Below are 26,232 nucleotides of genomic sequence, written 5' to 3'. Positions count from 1 at the left end.
ATTGGCGTGTCCTCAAGCATGTGACGCATCGAACATCTGGCCGCAACCCCCTATACCAACAGTGATACCCATGGGTAACGTCCGGGCAGTCCAATCCCCCTGCATGATCATGGACCGCAGCCGGCGCACCACACAGCGTCGTGGCGCCGGCGCTTTCGAGGAGCAGCAGTCTTGCGCGAGTTCAGCCTTCCGGCCCTGTACGAGGTCCCCGCGGACGGCAACCTGACGGATCTCATCCGCCGAAATGCCGCGCAGCACCCGGATGTTGCCGTCATGGGGCGCAAGGTGAACGGCGAGTGGCAGGACGTCACCGCCGCCGCCTTCCTCGCCGAGGTCCGGGACGCCGCCAAGGGCCTGATCGCCTCCGGCGTCCAGCCCGGCGACCGGGTCGGCCTGATGTCGCGCACCCGCTACGAGTGGACGCTGCTGGACTTCGCCATCTGGAGCGCCGGCGCGATCACCGTCCCGGTGTACGAGACCAGTTCGGCCGAGCAGATCCAGTGGATACTCGGCGACTCCGGTGCGGTGGCCTGCCTGGTGGAGACGCCGGGGCACGAGGCGACCGTCGAGTCGGTGCGCGACCGGCTGCCCGACCTGGCGAACATCTGGCAGATCGAACGCGACGCCATCGCCCGGCTGCGGGCCGCGGGGGCGGCGCTGAGCGACGACGAGGTCGACGCCCGCAGCGCGCTCGCCGACGCGGACTCGCCGGCCACCATCGTCTACACCTCCGGCACCACCGGCCGCCCCAAGGGCTGCGTGCTCAGCCACCGCAGCTTCTTCGCCGAGTGCGGCAACGTGGTCGAGCGGCTGCGGCCGCTGTTCCGTACGGGCGACTCCTCCGTCCTGCTGTTCCTGCCCATCGCGCACGTCTTCGGCCGGCTGGTGCAGGTGGCCTCCGTGATGGCCCCCATCAAGCTGGGCCACGCGCCCGACATCAAGAACCTCACCGAGGACCTGGCCTCCTTCCGGCCCACGCTGATCCTCGGCGTCCCCCGGGTCTTCGAGAAGGTCTACAACTCGGCGCGGGCCAAGGCGCAGGCGGACGGCAAGGGCAAGATCTTCGACAAGGCGGCGGACACCGCGATCGCCTACAGCCGCGCGCTGGACACCCCGGACGGCCCGCCGCTCGGCCTCAAGATCAAGTACAAGGTCTTCGACCGCCTGGTCTACGGCAAGCTGCGCGCCGTCCTCGGCGGCCGGGCCACCCACGCCATCTCCGGCGGCGCGCCGCTCGGCGACCGGCTCGGCCACTTCTACCGCGGCATCGGCTTCACCGCCCTGGAGGGCTACGGCCTGACGGAGTCCTGTGCGGCCACCGCCTTCAACCCCTGGGACCGCCAGAAGATCGGCACCGTCGGCCAGCCGCTGCCCGGCTCGGTCGTGCGGATCGCCGACGACGGCGAGGTGCTGCTGCACGGCGAGCACCTCTTCACCGAGTACTGGAACAACCCCTCGGCCACCGCGGAGGCGCTGTCCGACGGCTGGTTCCACACCGGCGACATCGGCACCCTCGACGAGGACGGCTACCTCGCCATCACCGGCCGCAAGAAGGAGATCCTGGTCACCGCGGGCGGCAAGAACGTCGCACCGGCCGTGATCGAGGACCGTATCCGGGCGCACGCGCTGATCGCCGAGTGCATGGTCGTCGGCGACGGCCGCCCCTTCATCGGCGCGCTGGTCACCCTCGACGAGGAGTTCCTCCCCCGCTGGGCCGAGGAGCACGGCCACCCCGCCGACGTCTCGCCCGCCGAGATCGCCCACGACCCCGAACTGCTGGCCGCCGTGCAGCGCGCGGTCGACGACGGCAACGCGGCCGTCTCCAAGGCGGAGTCGGTGCGCAAGTTCCGTATCCTCCCGACCCAGTTCACGGAGGAGTCGGGACACGTCACCCCGTCGCTGAAGCTGAAGCGGAACGTCGTGGCGAAGGACTTCGCCGAGGACATCGAGGCGATCTACCGCGGGTAGCGCCGTCCGGCACCGGACGGGAACCGCCGTCGTGGCACTGCCGCGGCGGCGGTTTCCCGTTGCCGGGACGGTCCACCGGGGGCCGCGCCTACAGCAGTTCCTTCAGGTGCTCCGCCAGCAGGTCCCAGCGCCACTTCTCCTCCACCCACGCGCGGCCGCGGTCGCCCATCCTGCGGCGCAGCGCGGGGTCCTTCAGGAGGGTGACCAGGCGTTCGGCGGTGGGGGTCGGCGCGTTGCCGGGGACGACCCAGCCGGTCTCCCCGTCGAGGACGGCGTCCGGCGCGCCCCCGGAGTCACCGGCCACGACGGGCAGTCCGGTGGCCGACGCCTCCAGGTAGACGATGCCGAGGCCCTCGACGTCGAGGCCGCCGCGGCGGGTGCGACACGGCATCGCGAAGACGTCGCCGGCGCCGAAGTGGGCCGGCAGCTCCTCCCACGGGACCGCGCCGGTGAAGTGCACGGCGTCCGCCACGCCCTTCTCCCGGGCCAGCGCGCGCAGTTCCTTCTCGTACGGGCCGCCGCCGACGATCAGCAAGGCCGCGTCGGGCACCGCCGCGCGGACGGCCGGCATCGCCTCGATGAGGGTGTCCTGGCCCTTGCGCGGCACGAGCCGCGAGACGCACACCACGACCGGGCGGCCGGCGAGCCCGAGCCGGGCCCGTACGGCGTCCCCGCCGGAGCCCGGGTGGAAGGTCTTCTCGTCGACGCCGGGCGGGAGTTGGACCATCCGGGCGGCGGCGGCCGGGGTGAGCGCGGCGGCGATCCGGGAGCGGGTGTACTCGCCGAGGTAGGTGAGGGTGTCGGTGCCCTCGCCGATCCGGCGCAGCAGGCGGCGGGCGCCCGGCAGCTGCGCCCAGCCCGCCTCGTGCCCGTGCGTGCTCGCCACGATGCGGCGGGCGCCGGCCTGCCGGAGCGCGGGCGCCATCAGGCCGAGCGGCGCCGCGGCGCCGAACCAGACCGACGAGCAGCCGTGCTCCCGCAGCAGCGCGGTGGCCCGCCGGGTCACCCTCGGGGTGGGCAGCAGCATCGTCGTACGGTCCCTGATCACCTGGAACGGCTGCTCGGCGTCGAAGGCGGCGGTGGCCGCGAGACCTTCCTCGGTGCGCTTCCAGGTCGAGGCGTAGACCACCACCCGGTCCGGGTCCAGGCGCAGCGCCATGCTGTGCAGGAATGCCTGGATGCCGCCGGGCCGGGGCGGAAAGTCGTTCGTGACGATCAAGGTCTTGTGCACGATGGTCTCTCGACGGTCGGTCCGAGCGGTCGGTCTCGGCGGTCGGGGCCGACAGTACCGGGCAGTCGCGGGCCGGGGTCCGGCCGCCCCGCCACGCCGCGCCTGCACTACGGTCGTCACCGGCCGGTACCGGCATGATGCGGGGAGCAGTGATCAAGGGCAGCGGCGAGGTGGCGATGGCCGGCGGCGGGCGCGGGGTGTGGGGACCGGTCGCGGCCTGGGCCGTGACCCGGACCGTGGTGATGTTGTGCGTACTGAGGGTGCTGGTGCTGCCGGGGCCCGATGTCACCACGGATGTGTCGGTCATCTACCAGGGCTGGTTCGAGGTCCTCAAGAGCGGCAGCTACCCGCTGAACGACGTGACCTGGCAGTACCCGCCGGCCGCGGCGCTGGCCGTGCTCTCCCCCGGGCTGCTGCCGTTCCTGGACTACGCCCCGGCGTTCTTCGCCCTGGCACTGGCCGCGGACGCGGCCACCCTCGCGCTCTTCCTGCGGGCCGGCCGGCGGCCCGGCAACCGGCCCGCCGGCGCCTGGGCGTGGATCGCCGGGGTCACCCTGCTGGGCCCCACCGCGTACGCCCGCTACGACGTGATGGTCACCGCGGTGGCCGTCGCGGCGCTCTTCGCGGCCGTGCGGCGGCCCCGGGTGGCGGGCGCGCTGATCGCGTTCGGCGCGCTGCTGAAGGTCTGGCCGGCGCTGCTGCTGACCGGGGCGGCGCTGCGCGGCCGCCGGGCGCGCGCCCTGTGGCGCACCGCGGGCGGTGTCGCGGCCGGGCTGACCGTCGCGTGCGCGGCCGCGGCGCCGGGCGCGCTGGCCTTCCTGACGTTCCAGCGCGACCGCGGCACGGAGATCGAGTCGCTCGGCGGCCTGGTCTTCCATGTCGCCCGGCACTTCGGGTGGCGCGGGGAGGTGCTGCTGAACTACGGCTCGGTGGAGTTCCTCGGCCCGGGCGTCCCGTTGGTGAGCACTCTGGCGATGGTGCTGAGCGGGGCCGCGCTGGGCTGGCTGGTCCTGTGGCGGACGCGGGCCGGGAAGCTGACCGGGACGACGCTGTGCGAGGCGGCCTTCACCGCCACCCTGCTCTTCACCACCACGAGCCGGGTGATCAGCCCGCAGTACCTGCTGTGGCTGGTGGGCCTGGCCGCGGTGTGCCTGACCGTACGCGCCACGCGGCAGGGGCTGCCGGCGGTGCTGGTGCTGCTCGCCACCGGCGTGACGCTGCTGGAGTTCCCGGTCCGGTTCGCCGACGTCGTGGCGAGCGCGCCGGCGGGGATCGCCCTGCTCGCGGTGCGCAACGGCCTGCTCGTCGCCGCGTCGCTGCTCGCCTGCCGCCGGCTGTGGGTCTCGACGCGCGGGGCGGCCGGGCCCCGGGCCGCCCTGGTACCGGCCCGCGAGGCCCCGGTCACCGACACCGCGCGCCACCCCGTGTGACGGCCGACGCCGCCCACCGCACCGGCGGCCTGCCGCGCACGCCCTCAGCCGGAGCGCAGCACCTTGCGGACGTAGGCCCGCCACTGCCGGGTGAACTCCGCCAGCCCGACGCCCAGTTGGGACCGCAGCGCACGGTCCGTGCGGTCCGCGCGGGCCGGCTTGCGGTGCCGTGCGCCGGTGGCCGGCGGGGCCGGGCCTGCGGGCGTCGGCGCCGTGGTGGCGGCCTCCATCGGCCCCGCCGCGCCGCCCACCGACGCCTTCGTCACGCCCTGCCCCGCCGCCCGGTAGAACGCGAGCAGCTTGGCCTCGCCCCACTTCGCGGCGATCATGCGGCAGGCCAGCCAGCTGCCCTCGTACGCCTTCGCCAGCCGGTCGGCGCCGGCGCGGAAGCCGAAGTCGGCGTCGGTGGGCAGCCGGTCGGGCAGGTCGCCGTTGTGGACCGCGCGGGTCAGTTCGGGGGCGGCGACGGTGGCCCTGCGGCGGGTGCCCCGGTAGGCGACCCAGTCGGCGAAGCCCTCGGAGAGCCACAACGGGGTGTCCGCGGTGGTGACGGTACGGGTGGCGACGTGGGTGGTCTCGTGGGTGAGGACCACCCTGCGGCCGAGGTCGTTGAGCTCCTCGTACGCGTCGGGGTTGATGATCACGCGGTCCGCGGGCGCGGCCGCGCGCACCCCGGCCTCACCCGTGGTGACCGCCGCGATGCCCACGTACCCGGAGGGGTCGTCGCTGCCCATCAGCTGCGCCATCCGCTCGACCGAGTCCGGCGCCTCCACCACCACTTTCCCGGCCCACTCGCCCTTCCAGGCGGCGGAGACCGCGGGCACTGCCTGGTCCGCCCGGCGCGCCAGGTCCTTCAGCCGGGCCTGGTGCCCGGCGCCGCCGAGCACCAGGCTGTGGCGGCCGCGGACCAGCCGGACCGGCCCCTGGTCCCACAGCTGGCGGGTGCCGACCCGGCCGCTCGCGGCGCCGTCGGTGTCCGAGGAGATCAGCCAGCGCCCGTCGCGCTCGGTGAGGGTGAGGTACTGGACGGCGTTGACCGGGGCGCTGTCGTAGCCCTTGAGGCGGTAGCGCAGCCGGATCTTGGCGGCCAGCCGTTCGCCGGCGGTGCCGTCCGGGAGCGGAAAGGCGCCGATGGACTCCAGGTCGTAGTGCCAGTCGGTCAGCGGGACGCCCGCCAGATTGCCGAAGGTCGCGCGCTGGCGGGCGCGGAAGGCGGCGGCCCGGGGGTCGACGGCGGCGAGGAAGCCCGCCTCGTCGCGGTGCTGGACGGCCCGCGCCCGGGCGTCGAGCATCCGCTGCACGTCCGGGAAGCGGGCCGCGGACGAGGTCCTGGGGCCGCAGCCGGTCAGGGGCGCGAGCAGCACGACACCGCACAGGACGGCGCAGCCCGCCGCCCGGGCCCGCGACGGCCGTCCCGCCCGCTGCTCCGACATGCGGCCGATCGTAATTCCGGCCCGGCCGGGGCAAAAACGCTGGGTGGCCGCCTCAGGGCCTGGTGACCGCCGAGACCGGCAGCATGCCGATGGGGTCGTAGCGCACCCGCGCTCCCGGGTAGGGGGCGTGCACGACCTGGCCGTTTCCGACGTACATGCCGACGTGGCTGGCGTCCGAGCGGTAGATGACCAGGTCCCCGGGGCGCACCTGGCCGAGCGGCACCGGCCGGCCGGCACCGCGCTGGGCCTGCGAGGTGCGCGGCAGCGAGACACCGGCCCGCCGGTAGGCCCATTGGGTGAGTCCGGAGCAGTCGAAGGTGCCGGGACCGGCGCTCCCCCAGGCGTACGGGGAGCCGACGGCGGCGCGCACCGCGGCGACGGCGGCGGCCGCGCGCCCCGAGGCCGGCACCGTGCCGCCCAGGTCGGGAACCGCCTCGGCGTGCCCGTCGCTCCTGGCGGCCCGCTCGTAGGCCGCCCTGGCGCCCCGTGGCAGCGCGTTCAGCAGCCGCTGCGCGGCGGCGAGGCGGCGCTGGACCTCCTTCTTGTGCCGGGCGACCTGCCGGCGGCTGGACTCCAGCTCGGCGAGCTTGCCGGCGGTCTCCCGGCGCTGCTGCTCCAGGGAGCGCTGCGCCGAGCGCAGTTCGCGCAGCCGGGCGGCCCGGTCGGTGCCGAGCCGGTCGAGGGTGGCGGCCTTCTCCAGATAGCTGTCCGGCCGCTCGGAGAGCATCAGCTGGACGGTGGGGTCGATGCCGCCGGCCCGGTACTCGGCGGCGGCCAGCGCGCCGAGCCGGCCGCGCATCCGGTTGACCCGCTCCTGGGCGCGGGCGGTGCGGTCCTGGAGGGCGGCCACCTCGCCCCGCAGCCGCTTGGCCCGGGCGTCGGCGCCGTTGAACTTCTCGGTGGCCCGCTCCGCCTGCGCGTAGAGCCTGTCGACCCGGGCGGTCGCCGCTTCCCTCTTCGCGGCCGGCTGGTCCGCGGGGGTGGCCGAGGCCGGCGGGGCCGCCAGTGCGGCGGCCGCGGTGGCCAGGGCCGCCGACAGTACGGTGACCCCGGCGAGGGTGGCCTGACCGTGCTGCGACGTACGGCGGTGGGACGCCACGAGAGCCACACTCCTTCTGATGGGGGTCCCCTGTGCGAGCGCAGCCGGGAGCTGGGGGGAAGCCCCTGCCGCCGGAGGGCGTGCGGTGACCGGATGCTGCGAGGGCAGACAGTAACGGCGCCGGTCCACACCGGCCAAAGACCGCATTTCGTACGCAAAAAGCCGCCCCGCCGGTGACTGTGCAGGTCACCGGCGGGGCGGCAGGTCAGCGGGGGGAGCCGCAAATCGCCCGTTCGGGCGGCAGGTTGAGAGTGTTGTGAGGCTTTTCAGACCCGTGCGTCGGCCCGTTGGCCGGTTACCCGACCGCGGCGCCCTGCGTCAGACCCGCACACCGAACTGGAACGGCATGTTGTTGATCGACTCGTAGCGCACGGCGGCACCGGGCTTCGGGGCGTGCAGCACCGTGCCGTTGCCGGCGTACAGGCCGATGTGGTGCAGGTCGCCGTAGAAGAGCACCAGGTCGCCGGGCTTGAGGGCGCTCTCCGAGCTGATCCGGGTACCGGCGTTGGCCTGCTGCTGGGAGGTGCGCGGCAGGGACTGGCCGGCCTGCGCGTAGGCCCAGGAGGTCAGACCGGAGCAGTCGAAGGACGACGGGCCGGTGGCGCCCCAGACGTACGGCGAACCGATCTTGGACTGGGCGGCGGACAGGGCGGCCGCGCCGCGCTGCGAAGCGGGCACGTCGTCACCGAGGTTGACGCGCTCGTTGCTGCGGTTGGCGCGGTTCTCCTCGGCCTGCATGGCCGCCCGCTCCTTGGCCGTCATCTGGTTGAGCAGCTGCTGCGCCTTGGCGAGCTTGCCCTTGATCTCGTCCTTCTTGTCACCCAGCGCCTTACGGGTGTCGGAGAGGTCCTTGATCTTGGCCGCGGCCTCGGCGCGCTCCTGGGCGAGCCGGCGCTGCTTGTCCGCGATGGTCTTGAGCTGTTCGGCCTGCTTGCCGCTCAACTGGTCGAGCGTGGCGGCCTTTTCGAGGTAGGTGTCCGGGTCGCCGGAGAGGAAGAGCTGCACCGAGGGGTCGATGGAGCCGCTGCGGTACTGGCCGGAGGCCACCGCGCCGAGGCCCTTGCGGAGCTGGTTGAGGTCACCCTGGCCGCGGGCCACCTTGTCCTGGAGGGCGTCGACCTCCTTCTGGAGCTTGTCCTGCTGCTCCTTGACCCCGTCGTACTTCTCCGTGGCCTGCTCGGCCTCGTTGTAGAGCTTGTCGACCTCGGACTTGACGTCCTTCTTCGACTGGTGGGGGTCGGCCTGGGCGGCCTGGGACGAGAGGGCGACGGCCGCCGCGGCGGTGGCGGTGAGCACGGTCACGCGAGTACGGCTCGGCTGCTTGGGTCGACGGTGGGACGCCACGGGGGCGAGCTCCTTCTTCCTCCAGCCGCCTACCGGGAAGTGGGGGCGAACCCCGGCTCCGCGTCAACGCTGCGGACTCGGCGGTACCTTCACTGTTCATCCCGGTTGGATGATCACCTGTATGAAGGTTCGCCCTGACCTTAGTAACCGAGCTGTGATCGCTTCAAATCCTCACGGGAAAAATCTGCGCCACAAACCCCATCCTTTACCAACATCACACAGGCAGTAAGCGCCAATTGACGCTCAGAGACGAATGAGGGCCGCAATTCCCCCCGGCCGACCTCTTCGGGAGGCCCTGCGTCAGGTCCGGGCAAGTCGCTTGAGGAGCAATGCCGATGAGACCGGCCGGGCCCCGGCCTTCGCCACGCCGTCGGCCACTTCCCGGTCCGTGGAGACCACCACGACCGGTCGGCCGGGCGGTTCGGCCCGTACCAGCTGACGAATCAACTCATCGGCCGTTACGCCCGGTTTGCTGAAAAGGACCCGTACGCCCCGGGGTGGCGCGAGCAGCACCGGCGCCGCCAGCTCGGCGCCGTCGAAGACGCAGGTCATCTCCGCGCCGGTCTGCGCGGCCAGCACCGCCAGCCCGCCCAGCAGCCGCAGCCGCTGCTTGTCGAGCGGCATGGTCGGATAGCCGGTCTTGGTGACGTTGTAGCCGTCCACCACCAAATGCGCCTGCGGCAGCGCCAACAGCTGGTCGAGCAGCGCCGGATCCATGTCCGACAGGGCCCGCGTCGCGATGTCCTTGGGCGTCATCCGGCCCGGCGCGACCGCCTCGACGGTGTCGGCCGGATGGACGTTGGCGGGCGGCAGCGCCAGCTCGCGGCGCAGCCCCTGCGCCGCGTCCAGGACGGTGTCCAGCAGCAGCCGCAGCCGCATGTCCTCGACGCTGCGGCCCTCGCGGGTGGCCCGCCTGCTGGTCTCCAGCGCCGTCTCGACCTCGGTGATCCGGGCCTTCAGCCGGCGCATCTCGCTGTCCGCCGCGGTCTTCTCCGTGGCGGCCCGGTCGCGCGCCTCGGCGACCGCCGCCTCGGCCTTGCGCACCGCCGCCTCGCCCCGCTTGACGTCGCTCTGCGCGCTGCGCAGCTTGCGCCGCAGCGACTCGTTCTCCCGGCGGACGGCGTCCAGGTCGGCGCGGATCCGCTCGGCGTCCGCGCGGGCCTCGCCACGCGCCTGCGCCAGCTCCTCGCGCAGCCGCGCCAGCTCCCGTTCGGCCTCCTCGCCGGCCCGTTCGGCGCTCGCCCGCTGGGCCTCCTCACCGGCCGCCGCGACGAGCTTGACCCAGCCCTCGGGCCGCAGCACATAGGCGGCCGCGGCGACATCGAGCGGATCGGCGGCGGCGGGCGGGGTGCCGTGCTCCAGCGCCTCGGCCAGCTCCGGCTGGCTCTCGCGCAGCTTTCCGGCGATCCGCTGCCGGAAGACCGCGTCGCTCTCCAGCGTCGCGGCCATCGCGTTCCCGGCGAACTTGGCCCGGCGGGTCGGGGTGAAACGGGCGTACTGCCGCAGTGGCGCGGGGAGTTCGGCGATCGTCAGCGCGCCGAACGACTCCGCGGTGAGCGCCACGACCCGGCGCCGCACGCCCTCGGGCAGCGGCCGGTCGAGCACCTCGTCCGCCGCACCCTCGGGTACGTCGTGACGCTCGGCCCCCGACTCCCCTGCTGGACGGTCCACCACGGCTGCATCGCTCCGATCTCAGGCGCTCGCGCCCGGGCGGTCCACCAGTTCGATCTGGTCGACCGCGTTGCACCAGCGGCAGCGCACGGACTCGATGGTCTCACTGAGGACCTCGCGCTCCTCCACCTTCGGCTCACCGGCCAGGTCCAGGTGGACGTACTCCACGACCTTGGCCTGGCGGGTCACGTCGAACCGCGTGAGGTTTCCGCACAGCGTGCAGCGCCACCGGGTTTCGGCCGTCGGCAGGGGAACAGACATCCTGTCGTCCTCTTTCGTGTCGATCTCGTGCTGCTGCGCCGTTCACGCGGTGCGCCGTCGGACTGCGGAAGTACGCAAAGTACTGCCTGCAACCCTACGGCCTGATGGGGGGCCGGCGCGGGCCCCGCCCAGGAGCCGGGACACGGCGAGGCACTCTGTCCCGATTGCCCGCATTACGCCATGATCACTTCATGACGGCGCCGGCTCCCCCACCCCGTTCACCCCGTTCCCCCCGCTTCCGTTCTCTGTTCCCGTCCGGCCTCCTCCGCCGCCCGCCGCACCCCACCCGGTCCCTGACCGCGGCGCTCTCGCGGCTGACGAATGTGCTGATCGGCCTGTGCTGTGCGGTCTTCGTCCTCGGCCCCGCCGCCGGCCTGAACCGGATGTACGGCACCGGCGACGCGCTGCTGAAGGCCCAGACCGCCTATTTCGAGCGGTGGGGCGTGGTCCCGCTGGAGCTGTGGAGCGGTTCCCTGCGGGCGCTGATCACTCCGCTCACCGCACTGTTCGTGCACGGCAGCTGGCTGCATCTGCTCGGCAACATGCTGTTCCTCTACGTCTTCGGCGGGATGACCGAGGCGCGCATGGGCCGGCTGACGTTCGCCGCCTTCTACCTCATCATCGGATACCTGGCGCTGCTCGGCTACGCGGCCGCGCACGCCGCCTCGAACCAGACGCTGGTGGGCGCGTCCGGCTCGATCGCCGGCGTCCTCGGCGCCTTCCTGTACCTCTTCCCCAGGGCCCGCGTCACCAGCGTCTTCCCCTTCCTCTTCTTCCTCCCGCTGCGCTTCCCCGCCTGGGCCGTCCTGCTGTTCTGGTTCTTCCTCCAGTGGCAGGCCGCCCAGGACGACCCCCACGGCCCGGGCGTCGCCTACCTCGCCCATGTCGTCGGCTTCGCGCTCGGCTTCCTCTACGCATGGGCCCGCTACCGGAGGGATAGTGTGGGGGCCACCAGGGGGAACGACCGGGCGACCGAGGGAGAGAGCCAGCCGTGATCACGTCGATCGTGCTCATCAAGACCAGCGTGGACCAGATCCCGGAGATCGCCGAGAAGATCGCCGCGCTGGAGGGCGTCAGCGAGGTCTACTCGGTGACCGGCGCCCACGACCTGATCGCCATGGTGCGCGTCGCCCGGCACGACGACCTCGCGGACGTCATCCCCGGCCGCATCAGCAAGATCCCCGGCGTCGCCTCCACCGAGACGCACATCGCCTTCCGCACGTATTCGCAGCACGACCTTGAGGCGGCTTTCGCGATCGGGCTCGAAGCGTAGGGCGCGTGGCGCCGGTTCTTCCCACGTTTTTGTCTGCGGCGCCGTGGGTGTTGCTCGCCGTTGCGCTTTGCGGCGCCCCCGCACGTTGTTTTCCGTCCCGCCGTGGGTGTTGCTCGCCGTTGCGCCTGCGGCGGGCCGGTTGTTGTCGGGTGCGGTGCCGGCCCTCCGGACTTCGTCCTGCGGTCCGGCCCCTCCCGCGGGAGGGAAAGTTAAGGCCGGTGGGGGCGAGCGTCGTTAACTGACGCTCGCCCCCACCGGCCTTTTCTTATCCACTACGGGAGGGGGCGCGCCGCAGGACGAAGTCCGGAGGAGCGGCACCGCACCCGACCACCCACGCCCGCCGCAGGCGCAACGGCGAGAAACCACCACGGCGGGACGGACAACAACGTGGGGGGTCAGTCAAACCGTCGCCGGAACGCAACGGCCGTCCACCGTGCGGTAGTTCCAGCGGGCGCCGTTCGTGACGAGTTCCTTGACCGCGCGGAGGAAGCGGTCGACGTGCTCGTCGGGGGTGCCGGCGCCGAAGGAGACCCGGATCGCGTTGAGGGAGAGTTCGCCGGGGGCCGCTTCGGGGGCGCCGCACTCGCCCGGGTCCTGCGGGTCGGTGCCCAGGAGGGTGCGGACGAGCGGGTGGGCGCAGAAGAGGCCGTCGCGTACGCCGATGCCGTACTCCGCGGAGAGCGCCGCCGCGAAGTGCGAGCTGTTCCAGCCGTCGACGACGAAGGAGAGGACCCCGACGCGCGGGGCGTCGTCGCCGAAGAGGGAGAGGACGCGTACCTCGGGCACCTCGGCCAGGCCCTCGCGGACCCGGGTGATCAGTTCCTGCTCGCGGGCCACCAGGCTGTCGAAGCCGGCCTCGGTCAGGGCCTTGCACGCGGACGCGATCGCGTAGGCGCCGATGACGTTGGGCGAGCCGGCCTCGTGGCGGGCCGCCGTGGTGTGCCACTCGACGTCCACACCGCCGTCCGTGCGCCGGGAGACCTTGCGGCTGGCGCCGCCGCCCGCCAGGTACGGCTCGGCCGCCTGCAGCCAGTCCGCCCGCCCGGCCAGCACGCCGGCGCCGAACGGCGCGTACAACTTGTGGCCGGAGAAAGCGATCCAGTCGACGTCCAGTTCGGCGAGGTCGACGGGGTGGTGCGGGGCGAGCTGCGCCGCGTCCAGGACGATCCGCGCGCCGTGCGCGTGCGCCGCGGCGGCCAGTTCCCGTACGGGCCAGAGCTCGCCGGTGACGTTGGAGGCGCCGGTGACGCAGACCAGCGCCGGGCCGTAGGGCTCCCTGTCGGCCAGCGCCTGTTCCAGGGTGGCCACCGCCTGTGCGGGCGTGCGGGGCGCGTTGAGGTACGTCACCGTCAGGTCGGCGCGCTGTTCCCAGGGCAGGAGGGAGGCGTGGTGCTCGGTCTCGAAGACAAACACCCGGGTGTCCTGCGGGAGCACGGCGGCGAGCAGGTTGAGGGAGTCGGTGGTGGAGCGGGTGAAGACCACCTGCTCGTCGGCGCGGCAGCCGAGGAACTCGGCGATGGTGCGGCGGCTGTTCTCGAAGAGGTCGGTGGACAGCTGCGAGAGGTAGCCCGCCCCGCGGTGCACGCTGCCGTAGTACGGGGCGTAGGCGGCCACATCGTCCCAGACCCGCTGCAGTGCCGGTGCGCTGGCGGCGTAGTCCAGCGCGGCGTAGTCGACCTCGCCGCCGGTGACGAGCGGGACCCGGACGTCCCGGCCGAGGACCGGCAGCGGGGCGCAGACGGCGGGGTCGGTGGCAACGGCGGAAACAGACATGGCGAACTCCCGTAAGAGGTAAGCGAATTCGCTGCGGAAAGGCGCGCGACAGGTGTGCGGAAGCGCACGGCGCGGCGGCGCAGCGTGAAAGAAAAAGGGTGCGGAAAAGGGGCCGTCGAGCCCTATCGCATTCGCTGATTCACGGAAGTTCTCCCTCGGGGACCAGGATCCCTGGCGAGGGATCCGCGCTTGCCGCAGACCTCGCTGCCTGCGGCCTGGTCATCACCCGGGGCACCCCGCCACGGAAGGAGGGTTGCCGGACAGCGGGCCGGGGCCTGTGTCGCTGTCACTCGTGACCTGCGCAGAATCATGCCACAAGAGCATTGACGCGCAAGGCTCAGTCCGGATGACGGACTGAGCCCTGTGTCACACCCTGCGTCACCGGCCGCTCAGGCGTTGCTGGCGGTCACCCAGCGCTCCAGCGCCCGCTTGGCGGCGCCGGAGTCGATCGAGGCGGCGGCCTTGGCGATGCCGGCCCCGATCTGGTCCGCCAGGGACCCCCCGGACGGTTCCAGCGCGACCAGGGCCGCCGCCGCGTTCAGCAGCACCGCGTCGCGTACCGGCCCGGTCTCGCCGTCCAGCAGGCGCCGGGCGACATCGGCGTTGTACGAGGCGTCCGCGCCGCGCAGGGCCTCCACGGGCACCAGCGGGATGCCGACGTCACGCGGGTCGAACGGCTCCTCGCGCACCGCGCCGTCCCGCACGATCCACACCCGTGAGGTCGCGGTCGTGGTCAGCTCGTCCAGGCCGTCGTCGCCGCGGAAGACCAGCGCCGAGGAGCCGCGCTCGGCGAGCACCCCGGCCAGGATCGGCGCCATCCGGGCGTCCGCGACGCCGGTCGCCTGGGCGCGGACCCGGGCGGGGTTGGTCAGCGGGCCCAGCACGTTGAAGGTGGTGCGGATGCCGAGCTGGCCGCGGGCGTTGGCGACGTGCCGCAGCGAGGGATGGAACTTCACCGCGAAGCAGAAGGTGATGCCCGCCTCCTCGGCGACCTCGACGACCCGCCGCGGGGTGAGGTCCAGGTTCACGCCGAGCTTCTCCAGGACGTCGGAGGCGCCGCTGGCCGAGGAGGCGGCGCGGTTGCCGTGCTTGACGACCTTGGCTCCGGTACCGGCGACCACGATGGAGGACATCGTGGAGATGTTGACGGTCTTGGCGCCGTCACCGCCGGTGCCGACGATGTCGACGCTGGGGCCGGGCACCTCGATCAGCCGGGCGTGCGCGTACATGGTCCGGACGAGTCCGGAGATCTCCGCGACGGTCTCGCCCTTGGCGCGCAGGGCCACCGCGAACCCGGCGATCTGGGCGTCGCCGGCCTCGCCGCGCATGATCTTGTCCATCGCCCAGGCGGTGTCGTCGGCGGAGAGGTCCCGGCCGTCGAGCAGGGCGTTCAGGATGCCGGGCCAGGTGTGGGCCGCCACGCTGTCGCCGCCTGCCGGGGTCACAACGTTCATGGTCCACGCTCCTGGTGTCTGTCCTGCTTATGCCGTCACCCTATCGATCGGGCGGGCATGCCGGAGGGCCCCGTTCGATGCTCGGACGGGGCCCTCTGGGTGGCGTACTCCCTACGGTGCGCTACGAGGCGCGCGAGGGATCAGTGGTGGCCGTGGCCGCTGCTGATCTCCTTGTACTCCTCCACCGTGGGCTTGGGAATGACGTTGTCCTCTTCGTAGTAGGCCCGCGAGAGCTTGGCGCGCAGCTTCTGCGACAGCTTCAGCTTGCGCTCCACGCCGTTCTCGTCGACCTCCGGACCCAGCTCGAGCGGCTTGGGCTGCTCGTGCTGCGTGAGGACGTGCAGCTGCTCCTGGTCAAGCGGCTCGTGGACCTCGATGAACTCACCGTGCGGCAGGCGCTTGATGATGCCGGTCTCGCGACCGTGCAGCACCTTGTCGCGGTCCCGCCGCTGCAGGCCCAGGCAGATCCGCTTGGTGGCGATGAAGGCCAGCACCGGCCCGACGAAGAACGCGATCCGGACGAACCAGGTGATCGAGTTGATCGACAGGTGGAAGTGCGTCGCCCACAGGTCGTTGCCGCCGCCGATCAGCATCACGAAGTACGCGACCAGCCAGGCCACACCGAAGCCGGTGCGGGTGGGGACGTTGCGCGGGCGGTCCAGGATGTGGTGCTCGCGCTTGTCGCCGCGGACCCAGGACTCGACGAACGGGTAGACCGCGATGGCGACCAGGACCAGGGGGAAGATCAGGATCGGGATCAGCACGCCGAAGTTGACGGTGTGGCCCCAGAAGTTCCACTCCCAGCCCGGCATGACACGCACCAGGCCCTCGGCGAAGCCCATGTACCAGTCCGGCTGCGCACCAGTGGAGACCTGGTCCGGCCGGTACGGCCCTATGGCCCACACGGGGTTGATGCTGGCGATCGCGGCGATCGCCGAGATCACACCGAAGACCAGGAAGAAGAAGCCTCCGGCCTTGGCCATGTAGACCGGCATCAGCGGCATGCCCACGACGTTGTCGTTGGTCTTGCCGGCCCCCGGGAACTGGGTGTGCTTGTGGTAGAAGACCAGGATCAGGTGCGCGACCAGCAGGCCGAGCATGATGCCGGGCAGCAGCAGCACGTGGACCGTGAAGAACCTCGGGATGATGTCGTGCCCGGGGAACTCGCCCCCGAAGATGAACATCTGCAGGTACGAACCGACCAGCGGCATCGCCAGGATGACGCCCTCGATGAACCGCACGCCGGTGCCGGAGAGCAGGTCGTCGGGGAGCGAGTAGCCGGTGAAGCCGGTGAACATGCCCAGCACGAACAGCAGGAAGCCGAACAGCCAGTTGACCTCACGCGGCTTGCGGAAGGCGCCGGTGAAGAACACCCGCATCATGTGGACCATCATCGCGGCCAGGAAGACCAGCGCGGCCCAGTGGTGGATCTGCCGGATGAGCAGACCACCGCGGACGTCGAAGCTGATGTTCAGCGTCGACTCGAACGCCTGGGTCATCCGGATTCCCTGCATGGGCACGTAGGAACCGTGATAGGTCACCTCGGCCATGCTCGGGTGGAAGAACAGCGTCAGATAGACACCGGTCAGGATGATGATGACGAAGCTGTAGAGCGCGACCTCGCCCAGCATGAAGGACCAGTGGTCCGGGAAGATCTTGCGCAGGTTGGACTTGGCGAGGCTGTAGATGCCCAGCCGGCCGTCCGCCCAGTCGGCGATCCGCTCACCCCGTGGCGCCGGGCCCCGGCGCGTGGTGGTCGCGGTTGTCTCGTTACTCATCCGCGCTCCCAGAAGCTCGGGCCGACGGGCTCCGCGAAGCTGCTAGCGGCCTCGAGGAAGCCGTCCTTCACCGTGATGTGCAGCTGCGGCAGGGCGTGACCGGCCGGACCGAAGATCACCCGACCGCCGTCGGACAGGTCGAAGGTCGACTGGTGGCAGGGGCAGAGCACGTGGTGCGTCTGCTGCTCGTACAGGCTGATCGGGCAACCCACGTGGGTGCAGATCTTCGAGTACGCCACGATGCCCTCGTGGGACCAGGCGAGTTCCTTCTTGTCCTTGATGTCCTGCGGCTGGATCCGCACGAGCATCAGGGCGTCCTTGGCGATCTTCTCGTTGAAGTCCTCCTGGTCCTCCTCCAGGCCCTCGGGCTTGGCGAAGGTCAGGGAGCCGACCGCGATGTCCTCGGGACGCAGCGGAAGGTTCGTGGACTGGTTGACGAGCCGGACGCCCTTCTTCCAGTTGGTGGTCCGCAGCTTCGTGCCGGGCAGCGGCCCGAGGTCACGCAGCAGGACGACGCCGGAGAGCGGCACCAGGGCCAGCGCGCCGAACATCGTGTTGCGGATCAGCTTGCGGCGGCCGAACTGCGACTCCTCCGCGCCCATCTTGAAGTCGGCCAGGACCTTGGCCTTGACCTCGGGCTCGGCCTCGATCGGGTGACGGTCGTCGGCGACCTCCACGTCCGACATCAGCGTGCGGGCCCAGTGGACCGCGCCGGCGCCGATGCAGAAGAGGGCGGCACCCAGCGTCAGGCCGAGCGCGAAGTTCAGCGCGCTGATGTGCCCGATCGGCCAGATGAACACGATCTTGTCGATCGGGATCGCCACGTACGCGGCGATGAAGCCGACCGTCGCGATCATGGACACCAGGAAGAGCAGGGCGACCGTGCGCTCGGAGCGCCGGGCGGCCCGCTCGTCGATGTCCTGGGCGCGGTGCTCGTGGGCCGGCAGCCCCGGGTCGGCGAACGGGTTGTCCGCCGTGCTCACCGCGCCTTTGTGAGCCGACTGCTCACCGGGAAGAATTTCTTCTGGCACGTCTTCGTGTCGTCCAGTCTCGCTCATGACTTCTTGGCCTTCGTAGTCCGGGCTGCGACCCAGATGGCGACCGCGACCAGCGCGCCCAGGCCGAAGATGTAGCCGAAGAGACCCTCACTGACCGGGCCGAGACCGCCGAGGTCGAGGCCGCCGGGGCTCTCGGATTCATCGCCGTTGACGGCGCCGAGGTACGCGATGATGTCCTTCTTGTTCTGCTTGCTCAGCGAGCCGTCACCGAAGGAGGGCATGTTCTGCGGGCCGGTCTGCATGGCCTCGTAGATGTGCTTCGGGTCCACGCCCTCGAGCGTCGGTGCGAACTTGCCGTTGGTGAGGGCACCGCCCTTACCGGTGAAGTTGTGGCACTGCGCGCAGTTGGTGCGGAACAGCTCGCCGCCCTTGCCGATGTTGGCACCGTCGGAGCTGTACTCGGACTTGTCCGGGACGGACGGGCCGGGGCCCAGCGAGGCCACGTACGCCGCCAGCTGCTCGCGCTGGGCGTTGTTGTAGATCGGCTTCTTCCGCGGCACCTGGGCGCCGGGCTGCTGGGCGGGCATGCGGCCGGTACCGACCTGGAAGTCAACGGCTGCGGCGCCCACGCCGACCAGGCTCGGGCCGTCAGAGGTGCCCTGACCGCCGGTGCCGTGGCAGCTTGCGCAGCCGACGGCGTAGAGCTTCTTGCCCTCCTTGATGGCAAGGGACTGGGCGGTGTCATCGGCCTGAGCCTTGTCCGCCGGCGCGAACGCGGCGTACAGCCCCCCGGTGACCGCCAGCGCGAAGAGTAGGACGACGAGCGCCGCCAGCGGATGGCGCCGTCGTGCGGAGAGCTTTTTCACGGATTACCCCGGTGTCAGGATCTTCTGCGTCGATGCTTTGGCTATGTCTGTCTGATGTGCGGACCCGGGAACCAGGCCCCGGTACCGGTTACCGGATCAGATAGATCGTGGCGAAGAGGCCGATCCAGACGACATCGACGAAGTGCCAGTAGTAGGACACAACGATGGCCGCGGTGGCCTGCGTGTGGGTGAACCTCTTGGCCGCGTACGTCCTGCCCAGGACCAGCAGGAAGGCGATCAGACCGCCCGTCACGTGCAGTCCGTGGAAACCGGTGGTCAGGTAGAACACCGAGCCGTACGGGCCGGACGAGAGCGACAGGCCCTCGTGCTTGACCAGCTCCGTGTACTCGAAGACCTGACCGCCGATGAAGATCGCACCCATGATGAAGGTGACCACGAACCACGCGCGGAGCTTCTTGACGTCGCCGCGCTCGGCCGCGAAAACGCCGAGCTGGCAGGTCAGCGAGCTGAGCACCAGGATCGTGGTGTTGGTCGCGGAGAACGGAAGATTCAGCGCACTGGCGGATTCCTTCCAATACGCGGATCCGGTCACCGATCGAAGGGTGAAGTACATCGCGAAGAGGGCCGCGAAGAACATCAGCTCGGAACTCAGCCAGATGATGGTTCCGACGCTGGTGAGGTTCGGCCGATTGACCGACGGGTGCGCGTGCCCGGTTTCTACTGTCGTTGCTGTCGCCACGACCGACATTATGTCGGTCGCTTATCCCGCCCTCACTCCGGGGGGTGCCGTTCGGTGTGTCAAGGACGTATGCCCTGCTCGTACGGACCGTTTCGGCGGTCGCCCGAAGGGGGGACGCGGACCGGGCGCCGCGGCCCGCCCGGCCCCCGTACGCCGGTGCTGACGGACTGTCGGGCAGATCTTGGATCCGCCCAACCCCTCCTGCGCCCAGGGGCCGCGGGAGTAGCATCCGGCCCAAGAGCGCCACCCGATGCTCTGCCGCTACGAGGAGCGTGGAGGAACGATGCAGGCGACTGCCACGGTGCTGGTCTACAGCGACAACGCCCACACCCGCGAGCAGGTCCGGCTGGCGGCCGGACGGCGCCCCGCCGCCGATGCCCCGCAGATCGAGATCCTGGAGTGCGCCACCGCGCCGGCGGTCCTCGAAGCCCTGGAACAGGGCGGTATCGACGTCTGCGTGCTGGACGGCGAGACCGCGCCGGCGGGCGGGATGGGCGTCTGCCGGCAGATCAAGGACGAGATCTTCCGGTGCCCGCCGGTGCTGCTGCTGATCGGCCGCCCCCAGGACGCCTGGCTGGCCACCTGGAGCCGGGCGGACGCGGCGGTGCCGCATCCGATCGACCCGGTGGCCTTTGCCGACGCCCTGGCGGGGCTGCTGCGCCGCAAGAACCTCGTGCAGGTCTGAGCGGCGGGCCCGGCCCGGGGCGGGGCCTGGGCGGCCGCTGAGCGGGCTCAGATCCTCGGCCGGAGCCGGGCGTCGCTGCCCGGGTCCTGCTGGCGCTCCGCGGCCCCTGTGGTGCTGCCTGCCTTGTTCTTCAGCGCGCTGCCGGCCCGCCATTCCTTCCAGGGCATGTTCCAGTCACCGAAGCCGTTGTCGAACGGCGTCATGGTGTCCCCGCCGCTGTTGATGACCGTGACCAGGTCGCCCACCCGCACGGTGTTGAAGAACCACTGGGCGTTGCTGGTGGACATGCCCGTACAGCCGTGGCTGACGTTCGCCGCGCCCTGCGATCCGACGGACCAGGGTGCGGCGTGGACGTACTCACCGCTCCACGTCACCCGGGTGGCCCAGTAGACCGGCAGGTCGTAGGAGTCGGAGCTGCCGGCGGCGATGCCGACGGTCGAACTGCGCATCCGTACGAAGCTCTCCTTGCCGAGCACGACCTTGACGCCGTTGCGGGTGGAGAAGCCGGGCTTGCCGGTGGTCACCGGGATGGTGTTGATCGACTGGCCGTTGCGCTTGACCGTCATCTGGTGCGAGGCCGCGTCGGTGACGGCCTCCACGCGGTCGCCGGTGGTGAGCCTGATGGGCTTGGACTGCCCGCCGTAGAGCCCCTTGGCGATCTTCAGGCCGGTGAGGTTGCTGTGCACCGAGATAGTGGCGTGGGCGGGCCAGTACTCCTTCGGGCGGAAGTGCAGCTTCTTGTCGTCCACCCAGTGCCAGGAGCCCTCGACGCGGGGCATCGAGTCGACCTTCAGGGCGCTCTCGACGACGGCCCGGGCCTTGGCGTCCTTGATGGGCTGGCTCAGCTCGGCGGTGACCGGCTGGCCGACGCCGTACTCGCCGCTCTCCGGGCCGAAGGTCGCGGTCAACTGGCCGTCCGCGTCGGTGGTGTTGACCACCAGCGTCTTGCGGCCGGGCGAGCCGTCCTCGTCCTCGGTGTTGACCTGAACGGTGTAGCGGGTGCCGGCGGCCAGTGGCACGGTGGTGCGCCAGTGCCGGCCGTCGGCGCTCAGTTCGCCGCGGATGAAGCGGCCGGTGGAATCGGTGGCGGTGACGTCCGTGATCCGGGCGTCGGAGTCCTTGACGGAGACCTCAAGCGGCTTGTCGGGGTCCGCTTTCTTCTTGCCGTCAGGGGTGTTGGCGGTGATCTGGTCGCTCGCGTCGTAAGGATTGGCGGAGAGCTGTTCCGACGCCGAGCCCCCGCACGCGGCGGTGCTCACCGCGAGGGGCACGAGCAGGAGGCCGCAGCTCAGCACCGTCCGGGTTCGAGGTCTGTAACTCATGCCCCAAAAGTACGAAGAATCACCATCCCCAGCGCGCTGGAGGACTGCAAACGGGTCTGCCCCGCGCCGCCAAACGGGGCAGGCCCGGACACCTGTTGAGGTGTCCGGGCCTGCCGTACGGCGTGTCAGCCGTGCATTTTGCCGCTCACTGGGTGCGGTTCTCGCCGCGGTAGTACTCGAAGACCCAGCCGAAGAGGCCGACGAGGATCACCGGGGCCGAGAAGTACAGCAGCCACCAGCCGAAGACGACGCCCAGGAAGGCCAGCGCACCGCCGACCGCCAGGGACAGCGGCTGCCAGCTGTGCGGGCTGAAGAAGCCCAGCTCACCGGCGTCGTCCGAGACCTCGGCGTCCTCGTTGTCCTGAGCACCCGCGTCGACCCGCCGGGCCGTGAAGGCCAGGTAGTAGCCGACCATGATGCACAGGCCGAAGGCGAGGAAGAGTGCCGTGGTGCCCGCGGGCTCCTTCGACCAGACGCCGTAGACGACCGCCATGGCCAGGACGAAGACCGAGAGCCAGATGAACATCTTGCCCTGGATTCTCACTTGCCCGCCTCCTTGCCGCCGGCGAGGGACTTGTCATCCGCCGCGCCGTGACCGTTGTGCAGCGCGTCGAGAGCCGCGATCTCCGGGTGGTGCAGGTCGAACGCCGGGGATTCGGAGCGAATCCGGGGCAGCGTGAGGAAGTTGTGCCGCGGCGGCGGGCAGGAGGTCGCCCACTCCAGCGAGCGGCCGTAGCCCCACGGGTCGTCGACCTCGACCTTCTTGCCGTACTTCGCCGTCTTCCAGACGTTGTACATGAAGGGCAGGATCGACAGGCCCAACAGGAACGAGCTGATCGTCGAGATGGTGTTCAGCGTCGTGAAGCCGTCGGCCGCGAGGTAGTCCGCGTAACGCCGCGGCATGCCCTCGGCGCCCAGCCAGTGCTGGACGAGGAAGGTGCCGTGGAAGCCGATGAACAGCGTCCAGAAGGTGATCTTGCCGAGGCGCTCGTCCAGCATCTTGCCGGTGAACTTCGGCCACCAGAAGTGGAAGCCGGAGAACATCGCGAAGACGACCGTGCCGAAGACCACGTAGTGGAAGTGCGCCACCACGAAGTACGAGTCGGAGATGTGGAAGTCCATCGGCGGCGAGGCCAGGATGACACCGGTCAGACCACCGAAGGTGAAGGTGATCAGGAAGCCGACCGCCCACAGCATCGGCGTCTCGAAGGACAGCGAGCCCTTCCACATCGTGCCGATCCAGTTGAAGAACTTCACACCGGTCGGCACCGCGATCAGGAACGTCATGAACGAGAAGAACGGCAACAGCACGCCGCCCGTGACGTACATGTGGTGCGCCCACACCGTGACCGAAAGGCCGGCGATCGAAATCGTCGCCGCGATCAGACCGATGTAACCGAACATCGGCTTCCGGGAGAAGACCGGAATGACCTCGGAAATGATGCCGAAGAACGGCAGGGCGATGATGTACACCTCTGGATGGCCGAAGAACCAGAAGAGGTGCTGCCACAGCAATGCCCCGCCATTTGCGGCGTCGAATACATGGGCACCGAATTTACGGTCCGCCTCCAGGGCGAACAGCGCGGCGGCCAGGACCGGGAAGGCCAGCAGGACCAGCACACCGGTCAGCAGCACGTTCCAGGTGAAGATCGGCATCCGGAACATCGTCATGCCGGGGGCCCGCATGCAGATGATCGTCGTGATGAAGTTGACCGAACCGAGGATCGTGCCGAAGCCCGAGAAGGCCAGACCCATGATCCACATGTCGGCGCCGACGCCCGGCGAGCGGACCGCGTCCGACAGCGGGGAGTAGGCGAACCAGCCGAAGTCCGCCGCACCCTGCGGGGTGAGGAAGCCGGCCACCGCGATCAGCGAGCCGAAGAGGTACAGCCAGTAGGCGAACATGTTCAGCCGCGGGAACGCCACGTCGGGCGCGCCGATCTGCAGCGGCATGATCCAGTTCGCGAATCCGGCGAACAGCGGCGTCGCGAACATCAGCAGCATGATCGTGCCGTGCATCGTGAACGCCTGGTTGAACTGCTCGTTCGACATGATCTGCGTGCCGGGACGGGCCAGCTCGGCGCGCATCAGCAGCGCCATCAGGCCGCCGACGCAGAAGAACGCGAACGACGTGACCAGGTACATCGTGCCGATGGTCTTGTGGTCAGTGGTCGTCAGCCACTTCACGGCAGCGATACCGGGTTGCTTCTTGCGTACGGGCGGTGCTGCCGGAGCCGTATCGGCGGCGGCACCCTGAGGTTCGTTGAGGATGCTCACTGGTTCTTCGTCTCCGCATTCCTGGCGTGATCCGTCTGCTTGATGCCCGACGGCAGGTATCCGGTCTGGCCCTTCTTCGCCAGGTCCTTCAGGTGTGCCCGGTAACGCTCGGGGGACACGACCTTGACGTTGAAGAGCATCCGGGAGTGGTCGACGCCGCAGAGCTCGGCGCACTTGCCCATGAAGGTGCCCTCCTTGTTGGGAGTCACCTCGAAGACGTTGGTGTGGCCCGGGATGACGTCCTGCTTCATCAGGAACGGCACCACCCAGAAGGAGTGGATGACGTCACGAGAGGTCAGCACGAACTGGACCGTCTCGCCCTTCGGCAGCCACAGGGTGGGACCGGGGTTGCCGGTCTGCGGGTTCCGCTCGCCCGGGGTACCCGTGTCGTAGACACCGTCGGCACCGGCCGGCGCGGTCTTCTTCCACTTGTCCGGGATGGCGGAGAGCGCGCTGGAGTTGATGTTCGTGGTCGACTTGTTGCCGTCCACGTTCTCCAGGTAGTTGAACGCCCAGCTCCACTGGAAGCCCACCACGTTGACGACGTGGTCCGGCTTCTTGGAAGTCTTGAGGAGCGCGCTCTCATCACGCGCGGTGAAGTAGAACAGCACCGCGATGATGATGAAGGGGACGATCGTGTACAACGCCTCGATCGGCATGTTGTACCGGGTCTGCGCGGGGACCTCCACCTTGGTCCTGCTGCGGCGGTGGAAGATCACGCTCCAAATGATCAGGCCCCACACCAGCACGCCCGTTGCGAGGGCGGCGGCCCAGGAGCCCTGCCAAAGAGAGAGGATCCGCGGCGCCTCGTCGGTGACGGGCGTTGGCATGCCGAGGCGGGGGAAGTCCTTATATGTGCAACCAGTAGCGGTCGCCAGGACCAGGCCCGCAGCAAGCACCTGCGGCAGCTTCCGCCGCATCGGGCGCCGCGACGAGCGGTCGGAGCCGTTGGGACTCACGTAGCGCCTTCCCGAGAGTCTCGCCCGCGCGGTCGGCTGCGGCCTTACTCGCTGGTCGGTCGCCGCCCTGCGTCGGGCAGGGGTTTGGATGTTTATGCGGACCAAACCCTACTGGACGCTATTTGGGGTCGCGCGGGGAGGGTGCCCAACGCGCCGCGACGCACCCCTAAGGGGTGGCCGGGACGTCCCCGAGCCGCCGCCCGGACGCCCGAATACCCGCTTCCACCAGGCATCTGACGGCGCGCCGGTGCTGGGCTACCGTCTCGTACGTGCCCTACTTCGACGCCGCGTCCGCCGCCCCCCTGCACCCCGTCGCCCGCGAGGCCCTGCTCGCCTCGCTGGACGAGGGCTGGGCCGATCCGGCCCGCCTCTACCGCGAAGGGCGCCGCGCCCGGCTGCTGCTGGACGCCGCCCGGGAGGCCGCGGCCGAGGCCGTCGGCTGTCGTCCGGACGAGCTGGTTTTCACCCCATCGGGGACACATGCGGTGCATTCGGGAGTGTCCGGCGTGCTGGCGGCCCGCCGGCGTGCCGGCCGCCGGCTGGTGCACTCCGCCGTGGAGCACTCCTCCGTCCTGCATGCCGCGGAGGTCCATGAGGCGGCCGGCGGCACCCGTGCGGAGGTGGCGGTGAACGGCGCCGGGCGGGTGGCGGCGGGTGACGTGGCCGCGGCGCTCACCGGGGACACCGCGCTGGTGGCCGTGCAGTCCGCCAATCACGAGGTGGGGACGGAACAGCCGGTCGAGGAGGTGGCCGGGCTGTGCCAGGAGGCCGGGGTGCCCCTGTTGGTGGACGCCGCGCAGTCGCTGCCGTGGGGGCGGGTGCCCGGTGCCTGGTCGGTGCTGGCGGCCAGCGCGCACAAATGGGGCGGCCCGCCCGGGGTGGGGCTGCTCGTGGTCCGCAAGGGGACCCGGTTCGCGCCCCAGGGGCCGGCGGACGAGCGGGAGTCGGGCCGCAGCGCCGGGTTCGAGAACCTTCCGGCGATCGTGGCGGCCGCGGCGTCGCTGCGTGCCCTGCGGGGCCCGGAGACGTCCGCCGAGGCGGCCCGGCTGCGGACGCTGGTGGACCGGATCCGGACGCGGGTGCCGGAGCTGGTCCCGGACGTGGAGGTGGTCGGCGATCCGGTGCACCGTCTCCCCCATCTGGTCACCTTCTCCTGTCTCTATGTCGACGGGGAGACGTTGCTGGGCGAGCTCGACCGGGCCGGCTTCTCCGTCTCGTCCGGTTCGTCCTGCACGTCGAGCACGCTGATCCCGAGCCATGTGCTGCGGGCGATGGGCGTGCTGTCCGAGGGGAACGTCCGGGTGTCGCTGCCGTACGGCACGGCCGAGGCGGAGGTGGAGCGGTTCCTGGAGGTGCTGCCGGGGCTGGTGCGGTCGGTGCGGGAGCGGCTGGGGGTGCCCGCGGCGCCGGCGGAGGCCCCGGAGGCGGCTGCGCCGCAGGGCGCACCGGCCGGGACGGCCGCCGAGCCGGCGGACCTGGTCGTCGACGCGCTCGGCAGGCGCTGCCCGATCCCGGTCATCGAGCTGGCGAAGGTGATCGGCCGGGTGCCGGTCGGCGGGACGGTGACGGTGCTCTCCGACGACGAGGCGGCCCGGCAGGACATCCCCGCCTGGTGCACGATGCGTGAGCAGGAGTACGTCGGGGAGCGGGCAGCCGAACGCGGCGCCGCGTATGTGGTGCGGCGCCGCGTCTGACGGGACGGACCGGCCG

The 26,232-nt window shown here is 70.9% G+C and carries 22 protein-coding genes and 1 riboswitch; of the genes, 6 read left to right on the top strand and 16 right to left on the bottom strand.

What is annotated here, in order from left to right; translation table 11 throughout:
• Positions 1 to 171: 171 nt before the first annotated feature.
• Positions 172 to 1,968, top strand: coding sequence for an AMP-dependent synthetase/ligase (locus tag SL103_RS08610; RefSeq protein ID WP_069568143.1), 1,797 nt, complete (start codon positions 172 to 174; stop codon positions 1,966 to 1,968).
• 88 nt (positions 1,969 to 2,056) lie between these two features.
• Here the strand turns inward: SL103_RS08610 and SL103_RS08605 are convergent, their stop codons facing one another.
• Positions 2,057 to 3,199, bottom strand: coding sequence for a glycosyltransferase family 4 protein (locus tag SL103_RS08605; protein WP_069568142.1), 1,143 nt, complete (start codon positions 3,197 to 3,199; stop codon positions 2,057 to 2,059).
• Between the two features lie 176 nt (positions 3,200 to 3,375).
• Between SL103_RS08605 and SL103_RS36785 the strand changes: the two genes are divergently transcribed.
• The gene (locus SL103_RS36785) at positions 3,376 to 4,629 is read left to right on the top strand and encodes a glycosyltransferase 87 family protein (protein WP_099055519.1); all 1,254 of its coding nucleotides are present in this window, start codon (positions 3,376 to 3,378) and stop codon (positions 4,627 to 4,629) included.
• A gap of 44 nt (positions 4,630 to 4,673) precedes the next feature.
• On the opposite strand, the gene SL103_RS36780 is transcribed toward SL103_RS36785, so the two are convergent.
• The 5 genes from SL103_RS36780 to SL103_RS08575 all read right to left on the bottom strand — a co-directional run bounded on the left by SL103_RS36780 (position 4,674) and on the right by SL103_RS08575 (position 10,437).
• On the bottom strand, positions 4,674 to 6,062 hold the full coding sequence (locus SL103_RS36780) for a hypothetical protein (protein WP_069568141.1): 1,389 nt from the start codon (positions 6,060 to 6,062) through the stop codon (positions 4,674 to 4,676).
• 52 nt (positions 6,063 to 6,114) lie between these two features.
• Positions 6,115 to 7,161 carry an NlpC/P60 family protein gene (locus SL103_RS08590; RefSeq protein WP_069568140.1) on the bottom strand — a complete coding sequence of 349 codons (1,047 nt, stop codon included), beginning with the start codon at positions 7,159 to 7,161 and terminating at the stop codon, positions 6,115 to 6,117.
• 318 nt (positions 7,162 to 7,479) lie between these two features.
• On the bottom strand, positions 7,480 to 8,505 hold the full coding sequence (locus SL103_RS08585) for a C40 family peptidase (protein WP_069568139.1): 1,026 nt from the start codon (positions 8,503 to 8,505) through the stop codon (positions 7,480 to 7,482).
• 300 nt (positions 8,506 to 8,805) lie between these two features.
• Positions 8,806 to 10,110, bottom strand: a complete 1,305-nt coding sequence (locus tag SL103_RS08580) for an NYN domain-containing protein (protein ID WP_432215389.1) — start codon at positions 10,108 to 10,110, stop codon at positions 8,806 to 8,808.
• An 87-nt stretch (positions 10,111 to 10,197) separates the two neighbouring features.
• The gene (locus tag SL103_RS08575) at positions 10,198 to 10,437 is read right to left on the bottom strand and encodes a hypothetical protein (protein WP_033270849.1); all 240 of its coding nucleotides are present in this window, start codon (positions 10,435 to 10,437) and stop codon (positions 10,198 to 10,200) included.
• A 314-nt stretch (positions 10,438 to 10,751) separates the two neighbouring features.
• Here SL103_RS08575 and SL103_RS08570 point away from each other — a divergent pair, with 314 nt between their 5' ends.
• Positions 10,752 to 11,432 (top strand): rhomboid family intramembrane serine protease, encoded by a 681-nt coding sequence (locus tag SL103_RS08570; RefSeq protein ID WP_069573538.1) that lies wholly within the window; start codon positions 10,752 to 10,754, stop codon positions 11,430 to 11,432.
• A complete protein-coding gene (locus tag SL103_RS08565) occupies positions 11,429 to 11,710 on the top strand; it encodes an Lrp/AsnC ligand binding domain-containing protein (protein WP_033270847.1) in 282 nt (93 codons plus the stop codon). The genes SL103_RS08570 and SL103_RS08565 overlap by 4 nt, the downstream gene beginning before the upstream one ends.
• A 399-nt stretch (positions 11,711 to 12,109) precedes the next feature.
• Here SL103_RS08565 and SL103_RS08560 read toward each other — a convergent pair whose 3' ends face one another.
• The 6 genes from SL103_RS08560 to ctaE form a co-directional block, all read right to left on the bottom strand.
• Entirely contained in the window at positions 12,110 to 13,483 is a 1,374-nt protein-coding gene (locus SL103_RS08560) for an aminotransferase class V-fold PLP-dependent enzyme (protein ID WP_069568138.1), read from the bottom strand.
• A gap of 180 nt (positions 13,484 to 13,663) precedes the next feature.
• Positions 13,664 to 13,781, bottom strand: a riboswitch (SAM riboswitch).
• 91 nt (positions 13,782 to 13,872) lie between these two features.
• Positions 13,873 to 14,937, bottom strand: coding sequence for an anthranilate phosphoribosyltransferase (gene trpD, locus SL103_RS08555; protein WP_069568137.1), 1,065 nt, complete (start codon positions 14,935 to 14,937; stop codon positions 13,873 to 13,875).
• Positions 14,938 to 15,077: 140 nt separating this feature from the next.
• Positions 15,078 to 16,715, bottom strand: a complete 1,638-nt coding sequence (gene qcrB / locus SL103_RS08550; protein ID WP_069568136.1) for a cytochrome bc1 complex cytochrome b subunit — start codon at positions 16,713 to 16,715, stop codon at positions 15,078 to 15,080.
• A complete protein-coding gene (gene qcrA, locus SL103_RS08545; protein WP_069568135.1) occupies positions 16,712 to 17,773 on the bottom strand; it encodes a cytochrome bc1 complex Rieske iron-sulfur subunit in 1,062 nt (353 codons plus the stop codon). The genes qcrB and qcrA overlap by 4 nt, the downstream gene beginning before the upstream one ends.
• Positions 17,770 to 18,579, bottom strand: coding sequence for a cytochrome bc1 complex diheme cytochrome c subunit (gene qcrC, locus SL103_RS08540; RefSeq protein ID WP_069568134.1), 810 nt, complete (start codon positions 18,577 to 18,579; stop codon positions 17,770 to 17,772). The genes qcrA and qcrC overlap by 4 nt, the downstream gene beginning before the upstream one ends.
• 88 nt (positions 18,580 to 18,667) lie before the next feature.
• A complete protein-coding gene (gene ctaE / locus SL103_RS08535) occupies positions 18,668 to 19,288 on the bottom strand; it encodes an aa3-type cytochrome oxidase subunit III (RefSeq protein ID WP_033270841.1) in 621 nt (206 codons plus the stop codon).
• Positions 19,289 to 19,562: 274 nt separating this feature from the next.
• Between ctaE and SL103_RS08530 the strand changes: the two genes are divergently transcribed.
• Positions 19,563 to 19,964 carry a hypothetical protein gene (locus tag SL103_RS08530; protein WP_069568133.1) on the top strand — a complete coding sequence of 134 codons (402 nt, stop codon included), beginning with the start codon at positions 19,563 to 19,565 and terminating at the stop codon, positions 19,962 to 19,964.
• 47 nt (positions 19,965 to 20,011) lie between these two features.
• Here the strand turns inward: SL103_RS08530 and SL103_RS08525 are convergent, their stop codons facing one another.
• The 4 genes from SL103_RS08525 to ctaC all read right to left on the bottom strand — a co-directional run bounded on the left by SL103_RS08525 (position 20,012) and on the right by ctaC (position 24,522).
• The gene (locus SL103_RS08525) at positions 20,012 to 21,286 is read right to left on the bottom strand and encodes a L,D-transpeptidase (protein WP_244303874.1); all 1,275 of its coding nucleotides are present in this window, start codon (positions 21,284 to 21,286) and stop codon (positions 20,012 to 20,014) included.
• 145 nt (positions 21,287 to 21,431) lie between these two features.
• Positions 21,432 to 21,830, bottom strand: coding sequence for a cytochrome c oxidase subunit 4 (locus SL103_RS08520; protein WP_069568131.1), 399 nt, complete (start codon positions 21,828 to 21,830; stop codon positions 21,432 to 21,434).
• Complete coding sequence (ctaD, locus tag SL103_RS08515) at positions 21,827 to 23,563, bottom strand: aa3-type cytochrome oxidase subunit I (protein WP_069568130.1); 1,737 nt, start codon at positions 23,561 to 23,563, stop codon at positions 21,827 to 21,829. Before ctaD ends, SL103_RS08520 begins: the two co-directional genes overlap by 4 nt.
• The gene (ctaC, locus tag SL103_RS08510) at positions 23,560 to 24,522 is read right to left on the bottom strand and encodes an aa3-type cytochrome oxidase subunit II (protein WP_030415449.1); all 963 of its coding nucleotides are present in this window, start codon (positions 24,520 to 24,522) and stop codon (positions 23,560 to 23,562) included. Before ctaC ends, ctaD begins: the two co-directional genes overlap by 4 nt.
• A gap of 269 nt (positions 24,523 to 24,791) precedes the next feature.
• Here ctaC and SL103_RS08505 point away from each other — a divergent pair, with 269 nt between their 5' ends.
• Positions 24,792 to 26,216 carry a cysteine desulfurase/sulfurtransferase TusA family protein gene (locus SL103_RS08505; RefSeq protein WP_069568129.1) on the top strand — a complete coding sequence of 475 codons (1,425 nt, stop codon included), beginning with the start codon at positions 24,792 to 24,794 and terminating at the stop codon, positions 26,214 to 26,216.
• Positions 26,217 to 26,232: the final 16 nt, after the last annotated feature.

It is taken from the genome of Streptomyces lydicus (assembly GCF_001729485.1).
Lineage (GTDB): Bacteria > Actinomycetota > Actinomycetes > Streptomycetales > Streptomycetaceae > Streptomyces > Streptomyces lydicus_D.
The sequence above is the reverse complement of the archived record's forward strand: the minus strand, read 5'-3'. Positions and strand labels throughout refer to the sequence as shown.

What these genes read in the sequence shown, in the direction of transcription:
- SL103_RS36785 (WP_099055519.1), top strand. Translation starts at nt 3,376, where the DNA reads ATGGCCGGCGGCGGGCGCGGGGTGTGGGGACCGGTCGCGGCCTGGGCC.
- SL103_RS36780 (WP_069568141.1), bottom strand. Translation starts at nt 6,062, where the DNA reads ATGTCGGAGCAGCGGGCGGGACGGCCGTCGCGGGCCCGGGCGGCGGGC.
- SL103_RS08575 (WP_033270849.1), bottom strand. Translation starts at nt 10,437, where the DNA reads ATGTCTGTTCCCCTGCCGACGGCCGAAACCCGGTGGCGCTGCACGCTG.
- SL103_RS08560 (WP_069568138.1), bottom strand. Translation starts at nt 13,483, where the DNA reads ATGTCTGTTTCCGCCGTTGCCACCGACCCCGCCGTCTGCGCCCCGCTG.
- trpD (WP_069568137.1), bottom strand. Translation starts at nt 14,937, where the DNA reads ATGAACGTTGTGACCCCGGCAGGCGGCGACAGCGTGGCGGCCCACACC.
- qcrB (WP_069568136.1), bottom strand. Translation starts at nt 16,715, where the DNA reads ATGAGTAACGAGACAACCGCGACCACCACGCGCCGGGGCCCGGCGCCA.
- qcrA (WP_069568135.1), bottom strand. Translation starts at nt 17,773, where the DNA reads ATGAGCGAGACTGGACGACACGAAGACGTGCCAGAAGAAATTCTTCCC.
- ctaE (WP_033270841.1), bottom strand. Translation starts at nt 19,288, where the DNA reads ATGTCGGTCGTGGCGACAGCAACGACAGTAGAAACCGGGCACGCGCAC.
- SL103_RS08530 (WP_069568133.1), top strand. Translation starts at nt 19,563, where the DNA reads ATGCAGGCGACTGCCACGGTGCTGGTCTACAGCGACAACGCCCACACC.
- SL103_RS08525 (WP_244303874.1), bottom strand. Translation starts at nt 21,286, where the DNA reads ATGAGTTACAGACCTCGAACCCGGACGGTGCTGAGCTGCGGCCTCCTG.